We start from the raw sequence: 17,404 nt of genomic DNA, 5'->3' as shown, positions 1-17,404 counted from the left end.
CATGTTATTACCCTGGCTAATACTTATTCCCTTCATCGGTGGCCTGCTAAGTTGGCAGGCTGAACGAATCGGCTCGCAAGTCCCTCGCTGGGTTGCGTTGCTGACGATGGGATTAACACTCGTTATTTCTGTGCAACTTTGGTTGCAGGGCGATTATCAACTACTTAGTGCTGATGGAGCACCACGCTGGACAGAGTATTACTTTGTGCCGTGGATCCCTGCTTTAGGGATTAATATCCAATTTGCACTTGATGGTATGTCATTACTGATGACTGTATTAACTGCGATTTTAGGTATCTTAGCGGTACTTTCATCGTGGAGTGAAAATCAGCCATCACAAGGTGCTTTCCATTTTAACCTGCTGTGGATCTTAGCAGGTGTAATGGGTGTATTCTTAGCGACTGACCTGTTCTTATTCTTCTTCTTCTGGGAAATGATGTTGATCCCAATGTATTTCCTAATTTCTTTATGGGGACACAAAGGAAGTAGCGATAAAAAACACGTTAGTGCGGCAACAAAATTCTTTATCTATACACAGGCAAGTGGCCTGTTAATGTTGCTGGCCATTATCGGTCTTGCGGTGGCTTTCTACCGTGAAACAGGTATTTGGACGTTTAACTACGATACCTTATTACAAGCACATACGGTTTTAAGCTCTGAACTACAATTTATCCTGATGTTAGGTTTCTTCGCTGCATTTGCAGTGAAAATGCCAATTGTTCCTGTACATGGCTGGTTAGCAGATGCTCACGCAGAAGCACCAACAGCAGGCTCTGTTGACTTATCAGGTATTTTGCTAAAAACAGCAGCTTACGGCCTATTACGTTTTAACTTACCGCTCTTCCCAGAAGCGTCAGCGTTGCTGGCACCTGTGGCGATGTGGTTAGGTTTAATTACTGTATTTTATGCAGCATTACTGGCATTTCGTCAGACAGATATTAAACGTCTTGCGGCTTACAGTAGTATTTCTCACATGGGCTTTATCGTAATTGCGATTTATGCCGGCTCTGTATTGGCTTACCAAGGTGCGATTATTCAAATGATCACCAATGGTTTGTCAGCAGCAGGTCTCTTTATCATGTGTGGCATGCTGTATGAGCGTTTAGGTACGCGTGATATGAACCAAATGGGTGGATTGTGGAAAAGCATCCGTTTCTTACCAGCGTTTTCATTGTTCTTTGCGGTTGCCTCTTTAGGTATGCCAGGAACAGGTAACTTCGTTGGTGAGTTTATGATCCTGTTTGGTACTTATGGTCACTTTAAGCTGATCACGATTATTTCGGTCTTTGGTTTAGTTTTTGCTTCTGCCTACGCATTGTGGATGATGCAACAAGCTTACTATGGTTCACCGAAAACAGCTGAAAGAACCTATAAAGGGTTAGATCTGAGAGAGTTCTTTATCCTGATCACATTGGTTGTTTTACTGGTTATCTTGGGCTTCTTCCCTCAACCAGTATTAGACACATCAATATCAGCGATGGAAAATCTCCAGACTTGGTATTCCGCTTCTATTTCAACAGTAAGGCCGTAATTCGCCATGACAATAACTCCTGAACAATTGATCGCAATGCTACCGCTATTGATCGTCGGATTGACGGTGGTGGTTGTGATGCTGTCCATTGCGTGGCGACGCGATCATTTTACTATTGCCACTTTGACAGCAACAGGTTTCATCATTGCGCTGGGATCACTCTATTACGTTAATGCATTAGGCGTAGTGGACGTTACCACGCTTTACCATGTTGATGGATACTCTAGCTTCTTTACCGCGCTAGTGATCCTTTCTGGTATTGGAACTATTGCTTTTGCTTATCCTTGGTTAGAAGGCTATCAAGATAACAAAGAAGAGTTTTATTTGCTGATTGCGATTGCGGTTATTGGGGGGATCTTACTCTCTTCCGCTCACCACTTCGCATCAATGTTTATTGGTATTGAATTACTGACATTGCCACTGTTTGGTCTTATCGGTTATGCATTCCAACAACGCCCATCACTGGAAGCAGGTATTAAATATATGCTGCTTTCGGCAGCAGCATCTTCTTTCTTACTGTTTGGTATGGCACTTCTCTATGCAGAAGCAGGAAACCTCTCCTTTACCGCAATGGGACAAAGTTTAAGTGATAGCAATATCCATAAACCATTAGTACTTGCAGGTTTAGGTATGATGTTAGTGGGGATTGGATTTAAATTATCTTTATTCCCATTCCAACTGTGGACACCCGATGTTTACCAAGGCGCGCCAGCACCAACAGGCGCATTCTTAGCGACAGCAAGTAAGATTGGTATTTTTGCTGTTGTTATGCGTTTATTCCTTGAAGCACCCGCAGCAGATAGTGAAACCTTACGAATGATCTTAGGTTTCATGGCAATTGCCTCTATCTTGTTTGGTAACATCATGGCATTAACGCAAAAGAGCGTGAAGCGCTTACTGGGTTACTCTTCAGTATCGCACCTTGGTTATCTGCTAGTGGCATTAATTGTATTGCAATACAGCCCTGTATTAGCACAAGAAACAGCTGAAATTTATTTAGCGGGTTACTTGTTTGCAAGCTTAGGGGCGTTTGGTGCTATTGCAGTTGCTTCTAGTCCTTATCGTGAAAGCGAAATGGATTCACTGGAAGATTACCGAGGATTATTCTGGCGTCGTCCTGTGGTTGCTGTGGTGATGTCACTGATGATGTTATCACTGGCAGGTGTACCAATTACATTAGGCTTTATTGGTAAACTGTATGTCATCATTGCAGGTATCAGCTCAAGCTTGTGGTGGTTAACTGGCATGGTTGTGTTAGGTAGTGCGATTGGCTTATTCTACTATCTACGTGCTGCGGCTATTGTCTTTTTACGCAAACCAGACAATGACAACACTCCTGCAATTTCAACAACATCACAAAATATGGCGACATTTGTTGCGCTAATCTGTGCAATTGTTGTTATCGCATTAGGTGTGTGGCCACAACCACTTATTGAATTAACTAATTTTGCGATTATTGCTCCAGCAGTAAATTAATCGACATTATAAGATAATAAGATAATAAAACGGCTCTGTAATACAGAGCCGTTTTTTTAGTTAGGGTGTATTGCTGTTTAGCTTTTCTGACGTATCGTAATATAAAGAAAAATCATCTAAGAATAAAAATAGAGGAATAATAATATCTTCTGTTAATAAAATATTATTTTTTAACTCGTAAAACTGTAAATTAATATTATTCCAATATTTATTTAATTGTTCTAGTTGTTCAATAAACACTCTTAGGTAATAGTCGATATCAATTAGTTTATAGTAATGTTTTAGAACAAATAGGGCATTTTGTTTTTTGTTTCTTAATTGGTTGAGTTGTTTAATTTGTTCTAGGTAATTTGCCGTTAACTGGTGACGCGTTTCAACGATTTTAGTATAAGAAAAACCATGACTTAAAGTTGAAAATAAATTATTAAGTATTTCTATCAATGAAGATAGCAGGTTTTTCTCTTTAGGTTCAATGTTAAGTCCTTCAATTTCTGATTTTGACGGAATAGAACCTTTGAAAAGATCGAAAAAATGTCTTTTATTTAAGATATCTTCACTCTCTCGAATAATATTCAGGTCTTGTTTTGTTTTTTCTGAATCTATCTCTAAAGTTGAAATGCTTTTTGTTAATTCATTAATTAAATTCTTTTTATCAATAATAAAGGGAGTGACCTTATGAGTGATAAACTGCTTTTTAAGTTGCTTTATTTCAGTTGATAGAAATAAATTATGTTCACTAATTAGAGTGCTTGTTTCGTTTATCTCGTTTAGATATATATCTATGATCTCTTTTTTTTCTACTTCCAGTTTTAATTTTAACTCTACATCAAGAGTTTCTTTTTTTATCTCTTCATCAATTTCATTAATGGTTTTAAATATATCATTGAGTAATTTTTGTCTTAATCGACTTTTTAATACTAGAGAAAAATAAATAATACTCTCAATATTTTTATTATTTTTCTCTAAAAATAAGGTTAGCTCATTGTCAAAATCATTATTCATATAACATTTATTATTACTTAAATGAAGAATGTTTCTATATGCATGAAAGAGTTTATTATGTTCAAAAGATATTTCTGAAATGATGAGAGTTTCATTATTATTCATAACAATTTCCTTTTGTTAATTTGAGGAGTAAAAAGAAGAGAGAGCACTATCGAAAGAGAATAAGATCTCTTTTGAATAACCAATGACCATATACCAAGGTGAGATGATTTTTTCTAAATAAATACTAAATTTAATAAGCTCTAATGCATTGTTTATTTTATTGAAATTATTAATTGATGCTTCTATCTCTGTTAATATGGCTTGCCAAACATACTCAATATGCTCTAGTGCCATATTTGTATCTTCAATAAGCTGTTCTATTTCTTCCAGCTCAATATAAAGTGAATTTAAATGTAGTGATAGATTGGTATAAATATCTATCTCTTTATTAAGTTTTTTTACTTTATCGATCAATTGATTTCTTTTTTTACGAATATTTTCAGCTTTCGCACCAAAAATTCCACCTGTAATAATAACGCCGATAATGCCTGCAGCAAGTCCTGTAAAAGCAAGCGCAACATAATTTTTATATTCTTCTCTGAGTATTGATATATCTTCAATCAGTAAATCACGTTCGTCACTTAATAACACATTATTTTTATTATAAAATTCATTTATGAGTCTTTTTTTATTAATAATTTCGTGATAGATAGAGTGATGAGCAATATTTTGACTATCTTTTCCTCCCATGATTTTACTTCTGAATGTGGATAAACTCTCTTTGAGTTTAAGTGTTTTTTCTCGCTCAATTTCAATATCTTCTTTCATACTTTCCAATATATGAATAAGTTGAATAGAAACTTGTTTATCTTGAGAAGTATATTTGATGTTGATTAACTCTTGCTCAGAAAGATCATGCATGGTTGTTGATATTTTAGTAAGTAACGGCATTTGATTAATAAAGGAAATAATATTTTCACCTGTAGAAGTAATTTCTCTACCAATAATTTCCAAATCAATGGCTTGCTGTTTTATTGAATATTCTATCTTATTCCATTCGAGTGCATGCTCTCGCATTTTGATAAAAAGAGATAAAATATTTTCGGGTGAAAGTTGTTGTATGCTTATTTGGTTGTAACCAATAAAATCTATTACATCATCTAATTTGTAAGGAAGTAAAAGTGCTTTATTAATATAAGTTTTTATCTTAATTAAATCAGGAGAAGTCACAATACCCGGTAATCGACCATTTTCGATATCTATTCCTAATATTAAACCGAGTGCAACTTTAGGAACATCGGGCGCTTCGATAAATTTATCTACTTGTTCAAAGATGGTTGTATCCATATAACCCCTCTTATGTATAATGTTTTTCGTCTATACAGTTCAGCCTTAAATGATTGGTTCACGATTTAAGTTTTTAGATTAATGCATCTACTTTGTAACATGAAAAATACAAAACTTTGATAAATGACAAAGGTTATAATTAATCAACCCTTTGATAATTTGTATAGAGACGTATAATCTCCCTTTTAATTAGTTGTGGGTATTTGGAGTGGAAAAGGTTAATCCTGTGTTTTCGACACTGTACGAAAAAGTTAAAAATATAAATCTGACAGCACAAGGTAATCTTTTACATTTGAAAGTCACCTTGCCATCAGAGGTTTCATTTTCATTGCTCTCATGGCTTGCTGCACAGTCGTATTATCCCCAATTTTATTGGCAACATCGCGATGAGCATGAAGAAGTCGCCGCTTGCGGGCAATTACGTTGTTTTAATCATATTGAAGATGCTTGCCGATTCTTAGGTTTACATCATTGTGATACAAACAGTGACGATGTGCGTATTTGGGGCTTAAATGCGTGGGATACCATTATTCCAGGTCGCATTGATAAAATAAAAGGCGATGATGCCTATCTTTTTTTGCCTCGCATTGAGATTAGACGCCACCAGCAACAGCTTTCTGTTCATCTAAATATGTTGGATGAAGGTGATAAGCAAAAAACATTAGATTTTCTGCAAACATTAAATCAAGCCGTAGAAATTGAACCGCTTTCTGTTTCTGTTACTCATGTTAATCACTCTTTAACGCAAGAGCAGTGGACTCACTATCTCAATATTGCCTTAGATGAAATTAGCCAAGGTTTATTTGAAAAAGTTGTCCCTGCAAGAGCGACATGCTTAACGCTGGATAACCCACTGAAAGCGATCCAATTTATGAAGGCGAGCCGTGATGTTAATCATCATTGCTATCACTATATGCTGGCATTTTCACCTTCAGATGCATTTATGGGAGCGACACCAGAAAGATTATATAAGCGTGATGAGTTGATGCTTTATACCGAAGCGTTAGCGGGTACAGTAGCGAGTTCTGATAATGAACAACAAGCCACTAAATTTGCAAATTGGCTGATGAATGATAAAAAGAATCAGCATGAAAATCTGGTTGTAGTTGATGATATTTGTCAACGATTACAAGGTGGAGTTGACGGTATCGATGTGTCACCCGCAGATGTTATCCGGTTGCGTAAAGTGCAGCATCTTCGTCGCTATATACATGGTAAATTAATTGATTCTGATGATATCGATTGCTTAAAACGATTACAGCCAACAGCCGCCGTATGTGGCTTACCAAGAAGTGTCGCGCGTGCATTTATTCGTAAGCATGAACCTTTCGAGCGCCGTTGGTATGCGGGCTCTGCGGGATATATATCTCTTCCTCATGCAGAGTTTGCGGTTAGTTTACGTTGTGGTGAGTTGCATGATGATGCTTTAACTTTATATGCTGGTGCAGGTGTCGTTGCAGGCTCAGATCCTCAGCAAGAGTGGACTGAAATCGAGAATAAAGCGGCAGGTTTACGCACATTGCTGGAAAAAGAGAGTTAATTTCTTACAGATAATCTCAGTTTGAATAAATAACATCAGCGTAATAATCAAAATTTGATGAGTAGTTTTTTAAAGTCAGTTATTTAGTGCTACTCTTCAAATAACCACTGCTAATTGTTAACTAATTGATGCTATCCTTTAGAGCACTAGCGCTATTTATTCCTATTCTTAACGATAAAAAAGAGCTCATTGAAAATAGAGTGGATGATTAGCCTAAATAATGCACTCTTTGAGTGTTTTCTTTAACGATTTATTTAACGAAAACTTCTGTTCATTGAACTAGGCTAAGGAAAAGTATTTAGGAACAGATATTATAATAGCAATTGCAGGTTTTCGTTGTTGGGATGATCAATGTCTAATAGTTCGTTTAATCGCCAATGGGCTAAAGTTATACTCGAAACTTTGACTCGTCATGGCTTACGCCATATCTGTATTGCCCCCGGATCTCGCTCGACCCCTTTAACACTTGCGGCGGCTGCCAATCAAAAGTTAGTTTGCCATACGCATTTTGATGAGCGCGGTCTTGGTCATTTAGCTTTGGGACTCGCAAAAGCAACCAAAGAGCCTGTCGCTGTTATCGTGACATCTGGAACCGCCGTTGCCAATTTATATCCAGCGTTGATTGAAGCCGGATTAACGGGTGAACGTGTTGTCTTTTTAACCGCAGATAGACCGCCTGAATTAATCGATTGTGGTGCAAACCAAGCTATCCGCCAGCAAGGTATTTTTGCAACGCATCCTTCACAGACACTCTCTTTACCAAGACCAACAGCAGATATTTCTGCAAGCTGGTTAGTTTCTACCCTTGATAATGCAATGAATACATTGGTTCATGGTGCATTACACGTCAATTGTCCTTTTGCAGAACCTTTATATGGGGATGATGTTGAAACATCAACACCATGGACTGAAGCATTAGGGAATTGGTGGCAAAGTGATAAACCGTGGCTACAAGAAACACTTTTTACCTCTGTCACTATGCATCCTCAGTGGAATGTACTACGTCAGAAAAAAGGTGTGGTTATTGCAGGGCGTATTAGCCCAGAAGAGGGTGTTGAAGTTGCAAAATGGGCTTCACAATTAGGTTGGCCTTTATTGAGTGATGTATTATCACAAACTGGGCAACCGTTACCTTGTGCCGATTTATGGTTGAATAATCCACAGATAAAATCAGAATTAAATAAGGCTGAAATCGTTATTCAATTTGGTTCAAGTTTAACAGGAAAACGCTTATTACAATGGCAAGTAGGATGTTCTCCAAAAACGTATTGGATTATTGATCCTATTCCGGGACGCTTAGATCCTGGTCATCATCAAGGTGAGAAATTTACATTACCACCTATGCAGTGGTTAACGGCACATCCTGCGATTGATAATTCACTGTGGACAAATGCATTAGCTAATATAGCCAAACAAACCTACCAGAAAGTCAGTGAAATAACTGATTATTTCGGTGAAGCACAGGTTGCGCACCAATTAGATAAATTACTTCCTAATGATGGACAGCTATTTGTTGGCAATAGTCTGATAGTGCGATTAATTGATGCATTTGCTCAATTGCCTCAAGGTTATCCTGTGATGAGCAATCGAGGTGCGAGTGGTATTGATGGCTTAATTTCAACATCTGCGGGTGTTCATCGAGCAACAGGAAAGCCAACATTAACAATATTAGGTGATTTATCTGCACTGTATGATTTAAATAGTTTGGCGTTGCATCAACAAGTTTATGCGCCTAATGTTATTATCGTAGTGAATAATAACGGCGGGCAAATATTCTCAATGCTACCAACGCCAGAGGCAGAGCGCGAACGCTTTTACTGTATGCCTCACTCATTAAATTTCAAACATGCAGCCGCAATGTTTGGCTTGCATTATGTATCACCAACAAGTTGGGATGCACTGCTAACGACTGTTCAGGCATGCTGGACAGGGGCGCCAACAACGACATTAATTGAATTAATTGTTGATGATACTGATGGTGCAAAAACATTAAATCAGCTGGTAAAACAGGTAACATCTCATGACTTTAGCATGTCAGCGATATAATACCCATAATGAAGGGCCTTGGTTAGTTTGGTTACATGGGCTATTAGGTGAAGGTTGTGAATGGGAGCCAGTCATTCAGGCTTGCCATGAATATCCATCACTTGTGATTGATTTGCCTCGTCATGGTGGCTCTGCATCTATCAGCGCAAAAGATTTTGTTGAAGTTAGTACGTTACTAACAGACACACTTAAAGAGCAAGGTATTGACCACTATTGGTTAATTGGTTACTCGTTAGGTGGCAGAATTTCTATGTATCACGCATGTTTTGGTGATACTACGGGATTAATGGGATTGATTGTAGAAGGTGGAAATCCGGGTTTATATGATGCAACGGAAAGACAAAGTCGCATTGCACATGATAAACGCTGGGCCGAGCGTTTTCGTAATGAACCTATCTGTGACGTATTAACGCAGTGGTATCAGCAACCAGTATTTGCCGATTTAAGTGATGAGAAACGTCAGCTACTCGTTGAGAAACGACGCCGTAACGCGGGTTTTTGTATTGCAGAAAGTTTAGAAACACTTTCTTTAGGTCATCAGCCTTGGCTTGTCACAGAATTACAGCAACTCACTTTGCCGTTTATTTGGCTTTGTGGTGAAAAAGATAATAAGTTTCAATCTATTGCGCAGCAATATTCGCTGCCATTAACGACTATCCCGCATGCTGGTCATAATGCCCATCAGGCACAGCCTGTTGCTTATGCTGCGGTGATAAATCATGTTTTATCCCTCTTTGGTTAAAGGAACCTAATTATGCTTTACCCGAGCGAAGAAAAATTATATGCACCGATTGAATGGCAGGATTGTTCTGAAGGTTTTGAAGATATCCTCTATCATAAATCAGTCGATGGCATTGCAAAAATTACGATTAACCGCCCGCAAGTGCGTAATGCTTTCCGTCCTTTGACAGTGAAAGAGATGATCCAAGCATTAGCTGATGCACGTTATGATGACACAATTGGTACTATCATTTTAACGGGTGCTGGTGAAAAAGCATTCTGTGCAGGTGGTGACCAAAAAATTCGTGGCGACTACGGCGGATATCGCGATGATAGCGGTACTCATCACCTGAACGTGTTAGATTTCCAACGTCAAATCCGTACTTGTCCGAAACCTGTTGTAGCAATGGTTGCCGGTTATTCTATCGGTGGTGGTCATGTACTTCATATGATGTGTGACTTAACTATCGCTGCTGAAAACGCTATTTTTGGTCAAACAGGACCTAAAGTGGGTTCTTTTGATGGTGGCTGGGGCGCTTCTTATATGGCTCGTATTGTTGGTCAAAAGAAAGCACGTGAAATCTGGTTCTTATGCCGTCAATATGATGCAAAAGAAGCATTAGAAATGGGCTTGGTTAACACTGTTGTTCCTTACGCAGATCTTGAAAAAGAAACCGTACGCTGGTGTCGTGAAATGCTGGAAAACAGCCCAATGGCATTACGTTGCCTGAAAGCAGCATTAAATGCAGACTGTGATGGTCAAGCAGGCCTTCAAGAATTAGCGGGTAATGCAACTATGCTGTTCTATATGACTGATGAAGGTCAAGAAGGTCGCAACGCCTTTAATGAAAAACGTCAACCTGATTTCACTCGATTTAAACGTAACCCATAATGCGAAACGCCAAACTCTATTCATTCAGCCTACCTGTAGATGCAGGCGTTGTTCTGCGCTATCAAAGGCTAAAAACGCGTGATGGTTTTCTTGTCTGTTTAGAGCAAAATGGCAAACAAGGATGGGGTGAAATTTCACCTCTTCCTGAGTTTAGCCGTGAAACTTTAGAACAAGCACAAGAAGCCGCACAATCTTGGTTAACAGCTTGGTGTGCGGGTGAAAACCCTGTTCATAGTGAACTGCCAAGTGTGGCTTTTGGTATTAGCTGTGCACTAGCAGAGCTTGAAGATACATTGCCACAAGCCGCGAATTATCGTGCTGCACCTTTATGTAATGGCGATCCTGATGATTTGATTTTAAGCCTTAATGATATGGAAGGCGAAAAAGTCGCTAAAATCAAGGTTGGATTATATGAAGCAGTGCGTGATGGGATCGTTGTTAACCTGTTATTAGAAGCTATCCCTGACTTAAAACTAAGACTTGATGCCAATCGAAGCTGGACTCCAGCAAAAGCAGAAGGCTTTGCGAAGTATGTGAATCCGCAATGGCGTGACCGTATTGCATTTTTAGAAGAGCCTTGCAAAACACCTGAAGAGTCACTGGCTTTTTCTCAAGCAACCGGTATTAATATCGCTTGGGATGAAACGGTGCGTGATGATGGTTTTGAAGTAAAACCACAGCCTGGTGTGACAACGATTGTTATTAAACCTACGTTAGTGGGAAGTCTTGAGCGCTGTCAAATGCTTGTTAAACAAGCACATGCGTTAGGGTTAGATGCCATTATTAGTTCAAGCATTGAAAGTAGTTTCGGACTCACTCAATTAGCCAGAATTGCACAATGGTTAACGCCTAATAGCATTCCGGGGCTTGATACGGTTGATTTGATTAAACAACAACTTATTCGTCCTTGGCCAAATGTGGATATTCCGCTTATCTCTCTTGAACAGCTAGAGACAGTATGGCAACAGTAGTTCCATTTAAGCAATGGCCGTGGCATCACTGGGCACAATTATACCCAAATGAAACGGCCATCATTTCAGGTGTTTCACCTATTACATGGCAACAACTAAGTTGTCATATTAATCACTTAGCTAGCAATTTTGCTAAACAAGGTGTTGGTACACAAAGCACTGTGTTGTTGCGTGGAAAAAATCACATCAATCTTGTTTTTGCACTGCTTGCTGTTTTTCAATGTGGTGCAAAGGTTTTACCCTTAAATCCACAGCTTCCAAAATCTTTACTTGATGAATTATTGCCTCACTTATGCATTGATTTTTATGCTGATTTGAGTGAAACGCCGTTAGATTTAAATGCAACATTGCTTGATCTTAGTGGTATTGAGCTAGATAACACGTCACGTCAATATAAAACTCAAACAGTAAATGATGTCCAATGGACGCCATCTCGTATGGCAACACTTATTTTGACATCAGGCTCATCAGGTTTACCTAAAGCCGCAGTACACACCTTTGATGCTCATCTTTGCAGTGCAATGGGTGTTTTATCATTAATGCCTTTGGAAAAAGGAGATAGTTGGTTACTTTCTTTGCCTCTATTTCATGTTTCAGGACAAGGTATACTTTGGCGCTGGTTATTACGTGGAGCAACGCTGGTGGTGCGTGAAATGCACCCATTTGTAGATGCTTTGCAAGGTTGTACCCATGCCTCTTTAGTTCCCACACAATTATGGCGTTTTTTACAAAATAGAGCGCAGCAAAATAATCAACAACCTATTACCCTAAAATCTGTTTTATTAGGGGGAGCAATGATCCCTATTGAGTTAACACAAGAAGCAGAACATTGGGGAATTCAATGCTGGTGTGGTTACGGCATGACAGAAATGGCATCGACCGTTTGTGCCAAGCGTGCGGATGGTAAAGCAGGAGTAGGGCTTCCACTAAAAGGCAAAAATATTAGGTTAGTGGATGATGAGCTTCAGATAATGTCTGACAGCGTCGCATTAGGATATTGGTTTGATGGTAAATTAAAACCGCTATCGCTTACGGCTGATGGTTGGTATTCAACGCGAGATAAAGGCTGTTTTAATGCCGAAGAGTGGTGTGTTTTAGGCCGTTTGGACAATCTTTTTTTCAGTGCTGGCGAAGGGATCCAACCAGAAGATATTGAAAAAATTATTAATACACATCCAAGTGTTAGCCAATCTTTTGTTGTCCCTATCGATGATGCTGAATTTGGGCAACGCCCAGTCGCAGTTGTTGATGCTGATATTGAAGCCATCAATCAATTACCACAATGGTATCACTCCCGATTAGCCGGATTTCAAAGACCGGTTGCTTGCCTTCAACTTCCTGAAAGTCTTAAAAATGGGGGAATTAAAATCTCCCGTAAACAAGTACAGCAATGGGTGAAAGGGCAATTGTTGAAGTGATATTAAAGAAAGGCGCCCGAAGGCGCCTTATTATTTTTGCCGAGTTGCTCACAGGGCTTCTTATTATAAGTTACTTAGCGTCTTTTTTTGCTAGCGCTTTTATTGCTTTTTCAACGCCCGCACCATATTCAGGGTGAACTTTCTTAAATAAGGCAATTTGACGTTTTTGTGTATCTTTACTTGCCTGTATTAATTCACCTGCAATACGAGCAAACATACGTTGATGCTCTTCATCACTCAGTAATTCATACAGCGCACGAGGTTGGCTGAAGTAATCTTCATCTTCACGATGATTCCAGTGATCTGCCGCACCTTCAATTGATAATGGTGGCTCTTTAAAATTAGGCTGTTCTTGGAACATACCACCATTATTTGGCTCATAAGTAATACCGCTACCACTATTACCATCAACACGCATTGCACCATCACGATGATAATTATGGAATGGGCATTGTGGCGCATTCACAGGGATTTGATGATGATTAACACCTAAACGATAACGGTGAGCATCACCATAAGAGAATAGGCGACCTTGTAACATCTTATCTGGAGAGAACCCAATACCCGGAACGATGTTTGCAGGGCTAAATGCCGCTTGCTCTACATCAGAGAAATAGTTTTCAGGGTTACGGTTTAGCTCGAAATAGCCCACATCAATTAATGGATAATCAGCATGAGGCCAAACTTTAGTTAAATCGAAAGGATTATAAGGGACTTTTGACGCTTCTTTTTCTGGCATGACTTGAATTTGTAAATTCCAGCGAGGGAAATCACCACGTTCAATAGCATCAAATAAATCACGTTGTGAGCTTTCTCTGTCTTGACCTACGAGAGTTTGTGCTTCGTCATCCATCAGGTTTTTAATGCCTTGTTGGCAACGGAAGTGGAATTTAACCCAAAAGCGCTCATTATCTTTATTAATAAAGCTATAAGTATGGCTACCAAAGCCGTGAATAAAACGATAGCTTTGTGGTAAACCACGGTCACTCATATCAATGGTTAATTGGTGCAGTGCTTCTGGCAAATGAGAGAAGAAATCCCATTTGTATGCCATATTACGGAGGTTAGTTTTAGGGTCACGTTTTACAACGTGGTTTAAGTCTGGGAACTTCAGAGCATCGCGAAGGTAGAAAACAGGGGTGTTATTACCCACCATATCCCAGTTACCTTCTTCAGTATAAAATTTTAACGCAAAGCCACGAATATCGCGTTCGGCGTCTGCGGCACCTCTTTCACCCGCAACGGTTGAAAAGCGAGCAAACATTTCTGTTTTTTTACCCACTTTAGAGAAAATTTTAGCGCGAGTATATTTCGTAATATCGTGAGTGACTTTAAATGTACCAAAAGCACCAGAGCCTTTTGCGTGCATACGTCTTTCTGGAATAACCTCACGATCAAAGTGAGCTAGCTTTTCTAAAAACCAGACATCTTGAAGTAACATTGGACCACGAGGGCCTGCTGTCATCGAGTTATTATTGTCTACAACAGGTGCACCTGACGCCGTTGTTAGCTTTTTCTTTTCCATCACATATCTCCAGTTTATGAAATAGTAAACGATCTAAAAAAAATAGCATGTGTGAATAAAACGAAGCGAACAGCCTTATATTTATTATGGTTAATATTGACTGTAATTCCACTTTAGCAATATTGAACTCATTAATAAAACCAATTAGACCAATAATATTGATAGCCGTAACTTATTTACATAGATTGAAAATTCTACAGATTATCTTTCAATTTTGAGCCAAGTTGTTTAATAAATTTGTTGTATAATTATAAGTTAGGACAATTATTTGCTGGAGTAATAAAAATGAAAAAATATTTATTGGTCGGTGCGATAAGTGCGCTGTTTGTGGCTGGAAATGCCAATGCAGTATCAATGAATATTCAAGCAGGGGAACATTATACAGATGTTCGCGCTGGTTTAGGTGATCCTAATGCGGGTCTTTCTTTTAATGGTAACTGGGCTCGTAGTGATCACGATGGCCAAGTAGGAAGCTTAGGTGCAAAATTTGCGTTACCTTTAGGACCTTTTTCAGCAAGTGTTGGTGGTAAAGCTCTCTATTTAGCACCCAAAAATGGTGATGATGGTGCTGCTTTAGCGGGTGGTGTGGGCCTTAACTGGAATGTTCTGCCTTCTTTAAGTGTGTATGGCGAAGCCTATGCATCTCCTGAAGGATTAACCTCTGGTAGTAAATCTTATTATGAAGCTGATGTAGGGGCTCAATTAACGGTATTTAAACCATTGCATGTTAATGCAGGTTATCGTGTGATTGAAATCGAAAACTCACATAATAGAAGCAATAATAAATTAGCTGATGGTTTCTATGTGGGTGCAGGTTTAAGCTTCTAACCTAGACGCTATATCTGAATCAAAAAAAGCAGGTGTCTAAAATTAGCACCTGCTTTTTTGTTATCTATAAGAAAGCGATATAAGAAAGCGATATAAGAAAGGGAGTTAGCCAACTTGAGGTAATAAACCAAAAGTAATAGCGATTTGAATACCTATAACTATCAGACCGCAAACAAACACAATACCTAATGCGCCTTTACCACCTTTAACTTTGTATTTATCAGCACCGTTTTGTTCTTGTCTAACTTTCCATACTAATAAAGCAGGTAGAAGCAATGCTAAAATTGACAGTGCGATAGCCGCATAAGCTAATGCTTGCACAAAGTTAGGGAAATAAAGCGCACAAACTAAAGGTGGAACAAAGGTTAATAAGCTTGATTGCGCACGCCCAGTTGCACGATTACTGCGCTTAAAGAGATCCGCAAGATAATCAAATAGACCTAATGCAACACCAAGGAACGAAGTCGCTAAAGCTAATGCCGCAAATAGGTTAACTGCAATATTCACACGAGGTGTAGCAACAACATCACGAATAGCGGTAAGTAAGCCATTTAACCCAGATTGTTGCGCCATAATTCCCATAAAAGTATTTGTTGGGATAGCACCTAATGTGGCAATTTGCCATAAGATATAAGCAACAAGCGGAATAGCACTACCAATAATAAAGATAATACGTAGCTTTTTAATATCACCATTCATGTAACTTACGATACTTGGCACACTACCGTGGAAACCAAATGAGGTAAAAATAACAGGAATAGCAGAAAGAATCAGCCCATATGCCACAGGCATTGAGGTTAAGTTTACTGACTCAACGTGAGGTAACATCACAATCAGCATAAATATGAGGAAGAAAACTTTTGCGGTAAACAATAGACGGTTAATCATATCAACCGATGTTGTACCAATTCCTACCACAGCTCCGCCAATCACTGTAAAGATAATAATACCTTGTGTGACAGAAAGCTCATGTCCAATCCAAGATGAAAGGGTGGCTGAAAGTAATTCACCCGCACCACTAATATAAGCGGTCGTTAACGCGTACATTAACAGCAACAGTGCGAGCCCAGTGATAACTTGACCACCTACACCGAGATAGCGTTTTGCGATAGAGCCAAGACCTGTATGAGGATCGTTGTATTGATAAACTTCCACCAGCAGTAATGCGGTATAGCTCATCAATAACCATAAGCCAACAAGCAATAGCATCATCGTGCTAAAGCCGATACCCACAGCAGCTAGTGGCATTGCCAGCATACCTGCCCCAATTGTTGTTCCTGCAACAATAAAAACACTGCCTATAGTGCGATTCTTCACAAGATCCTCTGTTCACTAGACTATTTTATTTACTTAAAAAGCAGAGTATAAGAATGGTAAATTTCTGTCAAATTTTAATTACGTATAGTGTAATGATTAGTTTACAAAAAAGATTTTATGAATAAAAAAACGCCAATCATAAATATGAATTGGCGCTTTAAGAGAAGGGCTTATAAGAGCGCTAATCGTCAAGCTCTACCATTCGTCTTATTTGATCACGATTAATCTGTTTAATCTGTCCGGTTTCTGAATCTTTGTAGGTAATTAACCCAGTTGCTTCATCTTCTTGGGGTTTATCTGTCGTTAAAATTGTTTCCCCATTTACTGTTTCTATTTTTTGTGGACTTGAACAGCCTGCAACAAGCAGAATTGATGTAGAAATAGCAATGACTGAGAAAATAGACTTTAATTTCATAATGCTTTTCCTTTTTTTATCGTGTTAACTTAACCTTAGTCAAAGTTGAACAAGAGTGTTAGAAAAAAGCTCAAATTAAGATAATTCAAATTATTCAGAGTAAATTTCTATTTCGATATCACTGATGGGATGGCAGCTACAAGGTAAAATTTCATCGGGTTGGATAAACGCTAAAGGTTCATTACGATAACAAACTTTGCCTTTCACTAGGCGTAGACGACAAGAGCCACAATAGCCTTCACGACATTGGTATTCGACTTGGACTTTTCCATGTTCTAATGCATCAAGCAAAGAAGGATGGGTGTCAGTATGAAATTCTAAAGGTTTTGAAAGACCCTGCTGATGCAGGGTCACTTTATGAGATGCCATAACGTATCGGTGTTATTTCTCA

15 protein-coding genes are annotated in these 17,404 nt (G+C 38.7%); 9 read left to right on the top strand and 6 right to left on the bottom strand.

Annotation, left to right across the window (positions count from 1 at the left end):
• Position 1: 1 nt before the first annotated feature.
• A complete protein-coding gene (gene nuoM / locus EHE21_RS12310) occupies positions 2–1,531 on the top strand; it encodes an NADH-quinone oxidoreductase subunit M (RefSeq protein ID WP_194950818.1) in 1,530 nt (509 codons plus the stop codon).
• Between the two features lie 6 nt (positions 1,532–1,537).
• On the top strand, positions 1,538–3,007 hold the full coding sequence (gene nuoN, locus EHE21_RS12305) for an NADH-quinone oxidoreductase subunit NuoN (RefSeq protein ID WP_109401836.1): 1,470 nt from the start codon (positions 1,538–1,540) through the stop codon (positions 3,005–3,007).
• A 60-nt stretch (positions 3,008–3,067) separates the two neighbouring features.
• Here the strand turns inward: nuoN and EHE21_RS12300 are convergent, their stop codons facing one another.
• Positions 3,068–4,114: an alpha-xenorhabdolysin family binary toxin subunit B gene (locus tag EHE21_RS12300; RefSeq protein ID WP_194950817.1), complete on the bottom strand. Its 1,047-nt coding sequence runs from the start codon at positions 4,112–4,114 to the stop codon at positions 3,068–3,070.
• Between the two features lie 15 nt (positions 4,115–4,129).
• On the bottom strand, positions 4,130–5,341 hold the full coding sequence (locus EHE21_RS12295; RefSeq protein WP_194950816.1) for an alpha-xenorhabdolysin family binary toxin subunit A: 1,212 nt from the start codon (positions 5,339–5,341) through the stop codon (positions 4,130–4,132).
• A gap of 208 nt (positions 5,342–5,549) precedes the next feature.
• Here EHE21_RS12295 and EHE21_RS12290 point away from each other — a divergent pair, with 208 nt between their 5' ends.
• The 6 genes from EHE21_RS12290 to menE all read left to right on the top strand — a co-directional run bounded on the left by EHE21_RS12290 (position 5,550) and on the right by menE (position 12,928).
• The gene (locus EHE21_RS12290; RefSeq protein ID WP_194950815.1) at positions 5,550–6,881 is read left to right on the top strand and encodes an isochorismate synthase; all 1,332 of its coding nucleotides are present in this window, start codon (positions 5,550–5,552) and stop codon (positions 6,879–6,881) included.
• Positions 6,882–7,232: 351 nt separating this feature from the next.
• Complete coding sequence (gene menD / locus EHE21_RS12285) at positions 7,233–8,927, top strand: 2-succinyl-5-enolpyruvyl-6-hydroxy-3-cyclohexene-1-carboxylic-acid synthase (RefSeq protein ID WP_194950814.1); 1,695 nt, start codon at positions 7,233–7,235, stop codon at positions 8,925–8,927.
• Positions 8,902–9,669: a 2-succinyl-6-hydroxy-2,4-cyclohexadiene-1-carboxylate synthase gene (gene menH, locus EHE21_RS12280; protein ID WP_194950813.1), complete on the top strand. Its 768-nt coding sequence runs from the start codon at positions 8,902–8,904 to the stop codon at positions 9,667–9,669. Before menD ends, menH begins: the two co-directional genes overlap by 26 nt.
• A gap of 12 nt (positions 9,670–9,681) precedes the next feature.
• Entirely contained in the window at positions 9,682–10,539 is an 858-nt protein-coding gene (gene menB / locus EHE21_RS12275; RefSeq protein ID WP_075670662.1) for a 1,4-dihydroxy-2-naphthoyl-CoA synthase, read from the top strand.
• Positions 10,539–11,510 (top strand): o-succinylbenzoate synthase, encoded by a 972-nt coding sequence (menC, locus tag EHE21_RS12270; RefSeq protein WP_194950812.1) that lies wholly within the window; start codon positions 10,539–10,541, stop codon positions 11,508–11,510. The genes menB and menC overlap by 1 nt, the downstream gene beginning before the upstream one ends.
• Entirely contained in the window at positions 11,498–12,928 is a 1,431-nt protein-coding gene (menE, locus tag EHE21_RS12265; protein WP_194950811.1) for an o-succinylbenzoate--CoA ligase, read from the top strand. Before menC ends, menE begins: the two co-directional genes overlap by 13 nt.
• 70 nt (positions 12,929–12,998) lie before the next feature.
• On the opposite strand, the gene EHE21_RS12260 is transcribed toward menE, so the two are convergent.
• Positions 12,999–14,453: a catalase gene (locus EHE21_RS12260; protein WP_194950810.1), complete on the bottom strand. Its 1,455-nt coding sequence runs from the start codon at positions 14,451–14,453 to the stop codon at positions 12,999–13,001.
• Between the two features lie 285 nt (positions 14,454–14,738).
• On the opposite strand from EHE21_RS12260, the gene EHE21_RS12255 reads away from it, so the two are divergent.
• A complete protein-coding gene (locus EHE21_RS12255; RefSeq protein WP_088495143.1) occupies positions 14,739–15,281 on the top strand; it encodes a YfaZ family outer membrane protein in 543 nt (180 codons plus the stop codon).
• Positions 15,282–15,386: 105 nt separating this feature from the next.
• Here the strand turns inward: EHE21_RS12255 and tyrP are convergent, their stop codons facing one another.
• The 3 genes from tyrP to yfaE form a co-directional block, all read right to left on the bottom strand.
• Positions 15,387–16,598, bottom strand: a complete 1,212-nt coding sequence (tyrP, locus tag EHE21_RS12250) for a tyrosine transporter TyrP (protein WP_088495144.1) — start codon at positions 16,596–16,598, stop codon at positions 15,387–15,389.
• 181 nt (positions 16,599–16,779) lie between these two features.
• Positions 16,780–17,013 carry a YgdI/YgdR family lipoprotein gene (locus tag EHE21_RS12245; protein ID WP_036935606.1) on the bottom strand — a complete coding sequence of 78 codons (234 nt, stop codon included), beginning with the start codon at positions 17,011–17,013 and terminating at the stop codon, positions 16,780–16,782.
• 90 nt (positions 17,014–17,103) lie between these two features.
• Positions 17,104–17,382 (bottom strand): class I ribonucleotide reductase maintenance protein YfaE, encoded by a 279-nt coding sequence (yfaE, locus tag EHE21_RS12240; protein ID WP_075670674.1) that lies wholly within the window; start codon positions 17,380–17,382, stop codon positions 17,104–17,106.
• Positions 17,383–17,404 lie beyond the last annotated feature (22 nt).

This window comes from Proteus sp. GOKU (genome assembly GCF_015475555.1).
Classification (GTDB): domain Bacteria; phylum Pseudomonadota; class Gammaproteobacteria; order Enterobacterales; family Enterobacteriaceae; genus Proteus; species Proteus mirabilis_B.
Note: the sequence above shows the minus strand (reverse complement) of the source record. Positions and strands in the feature narration are given on the sequence as shown.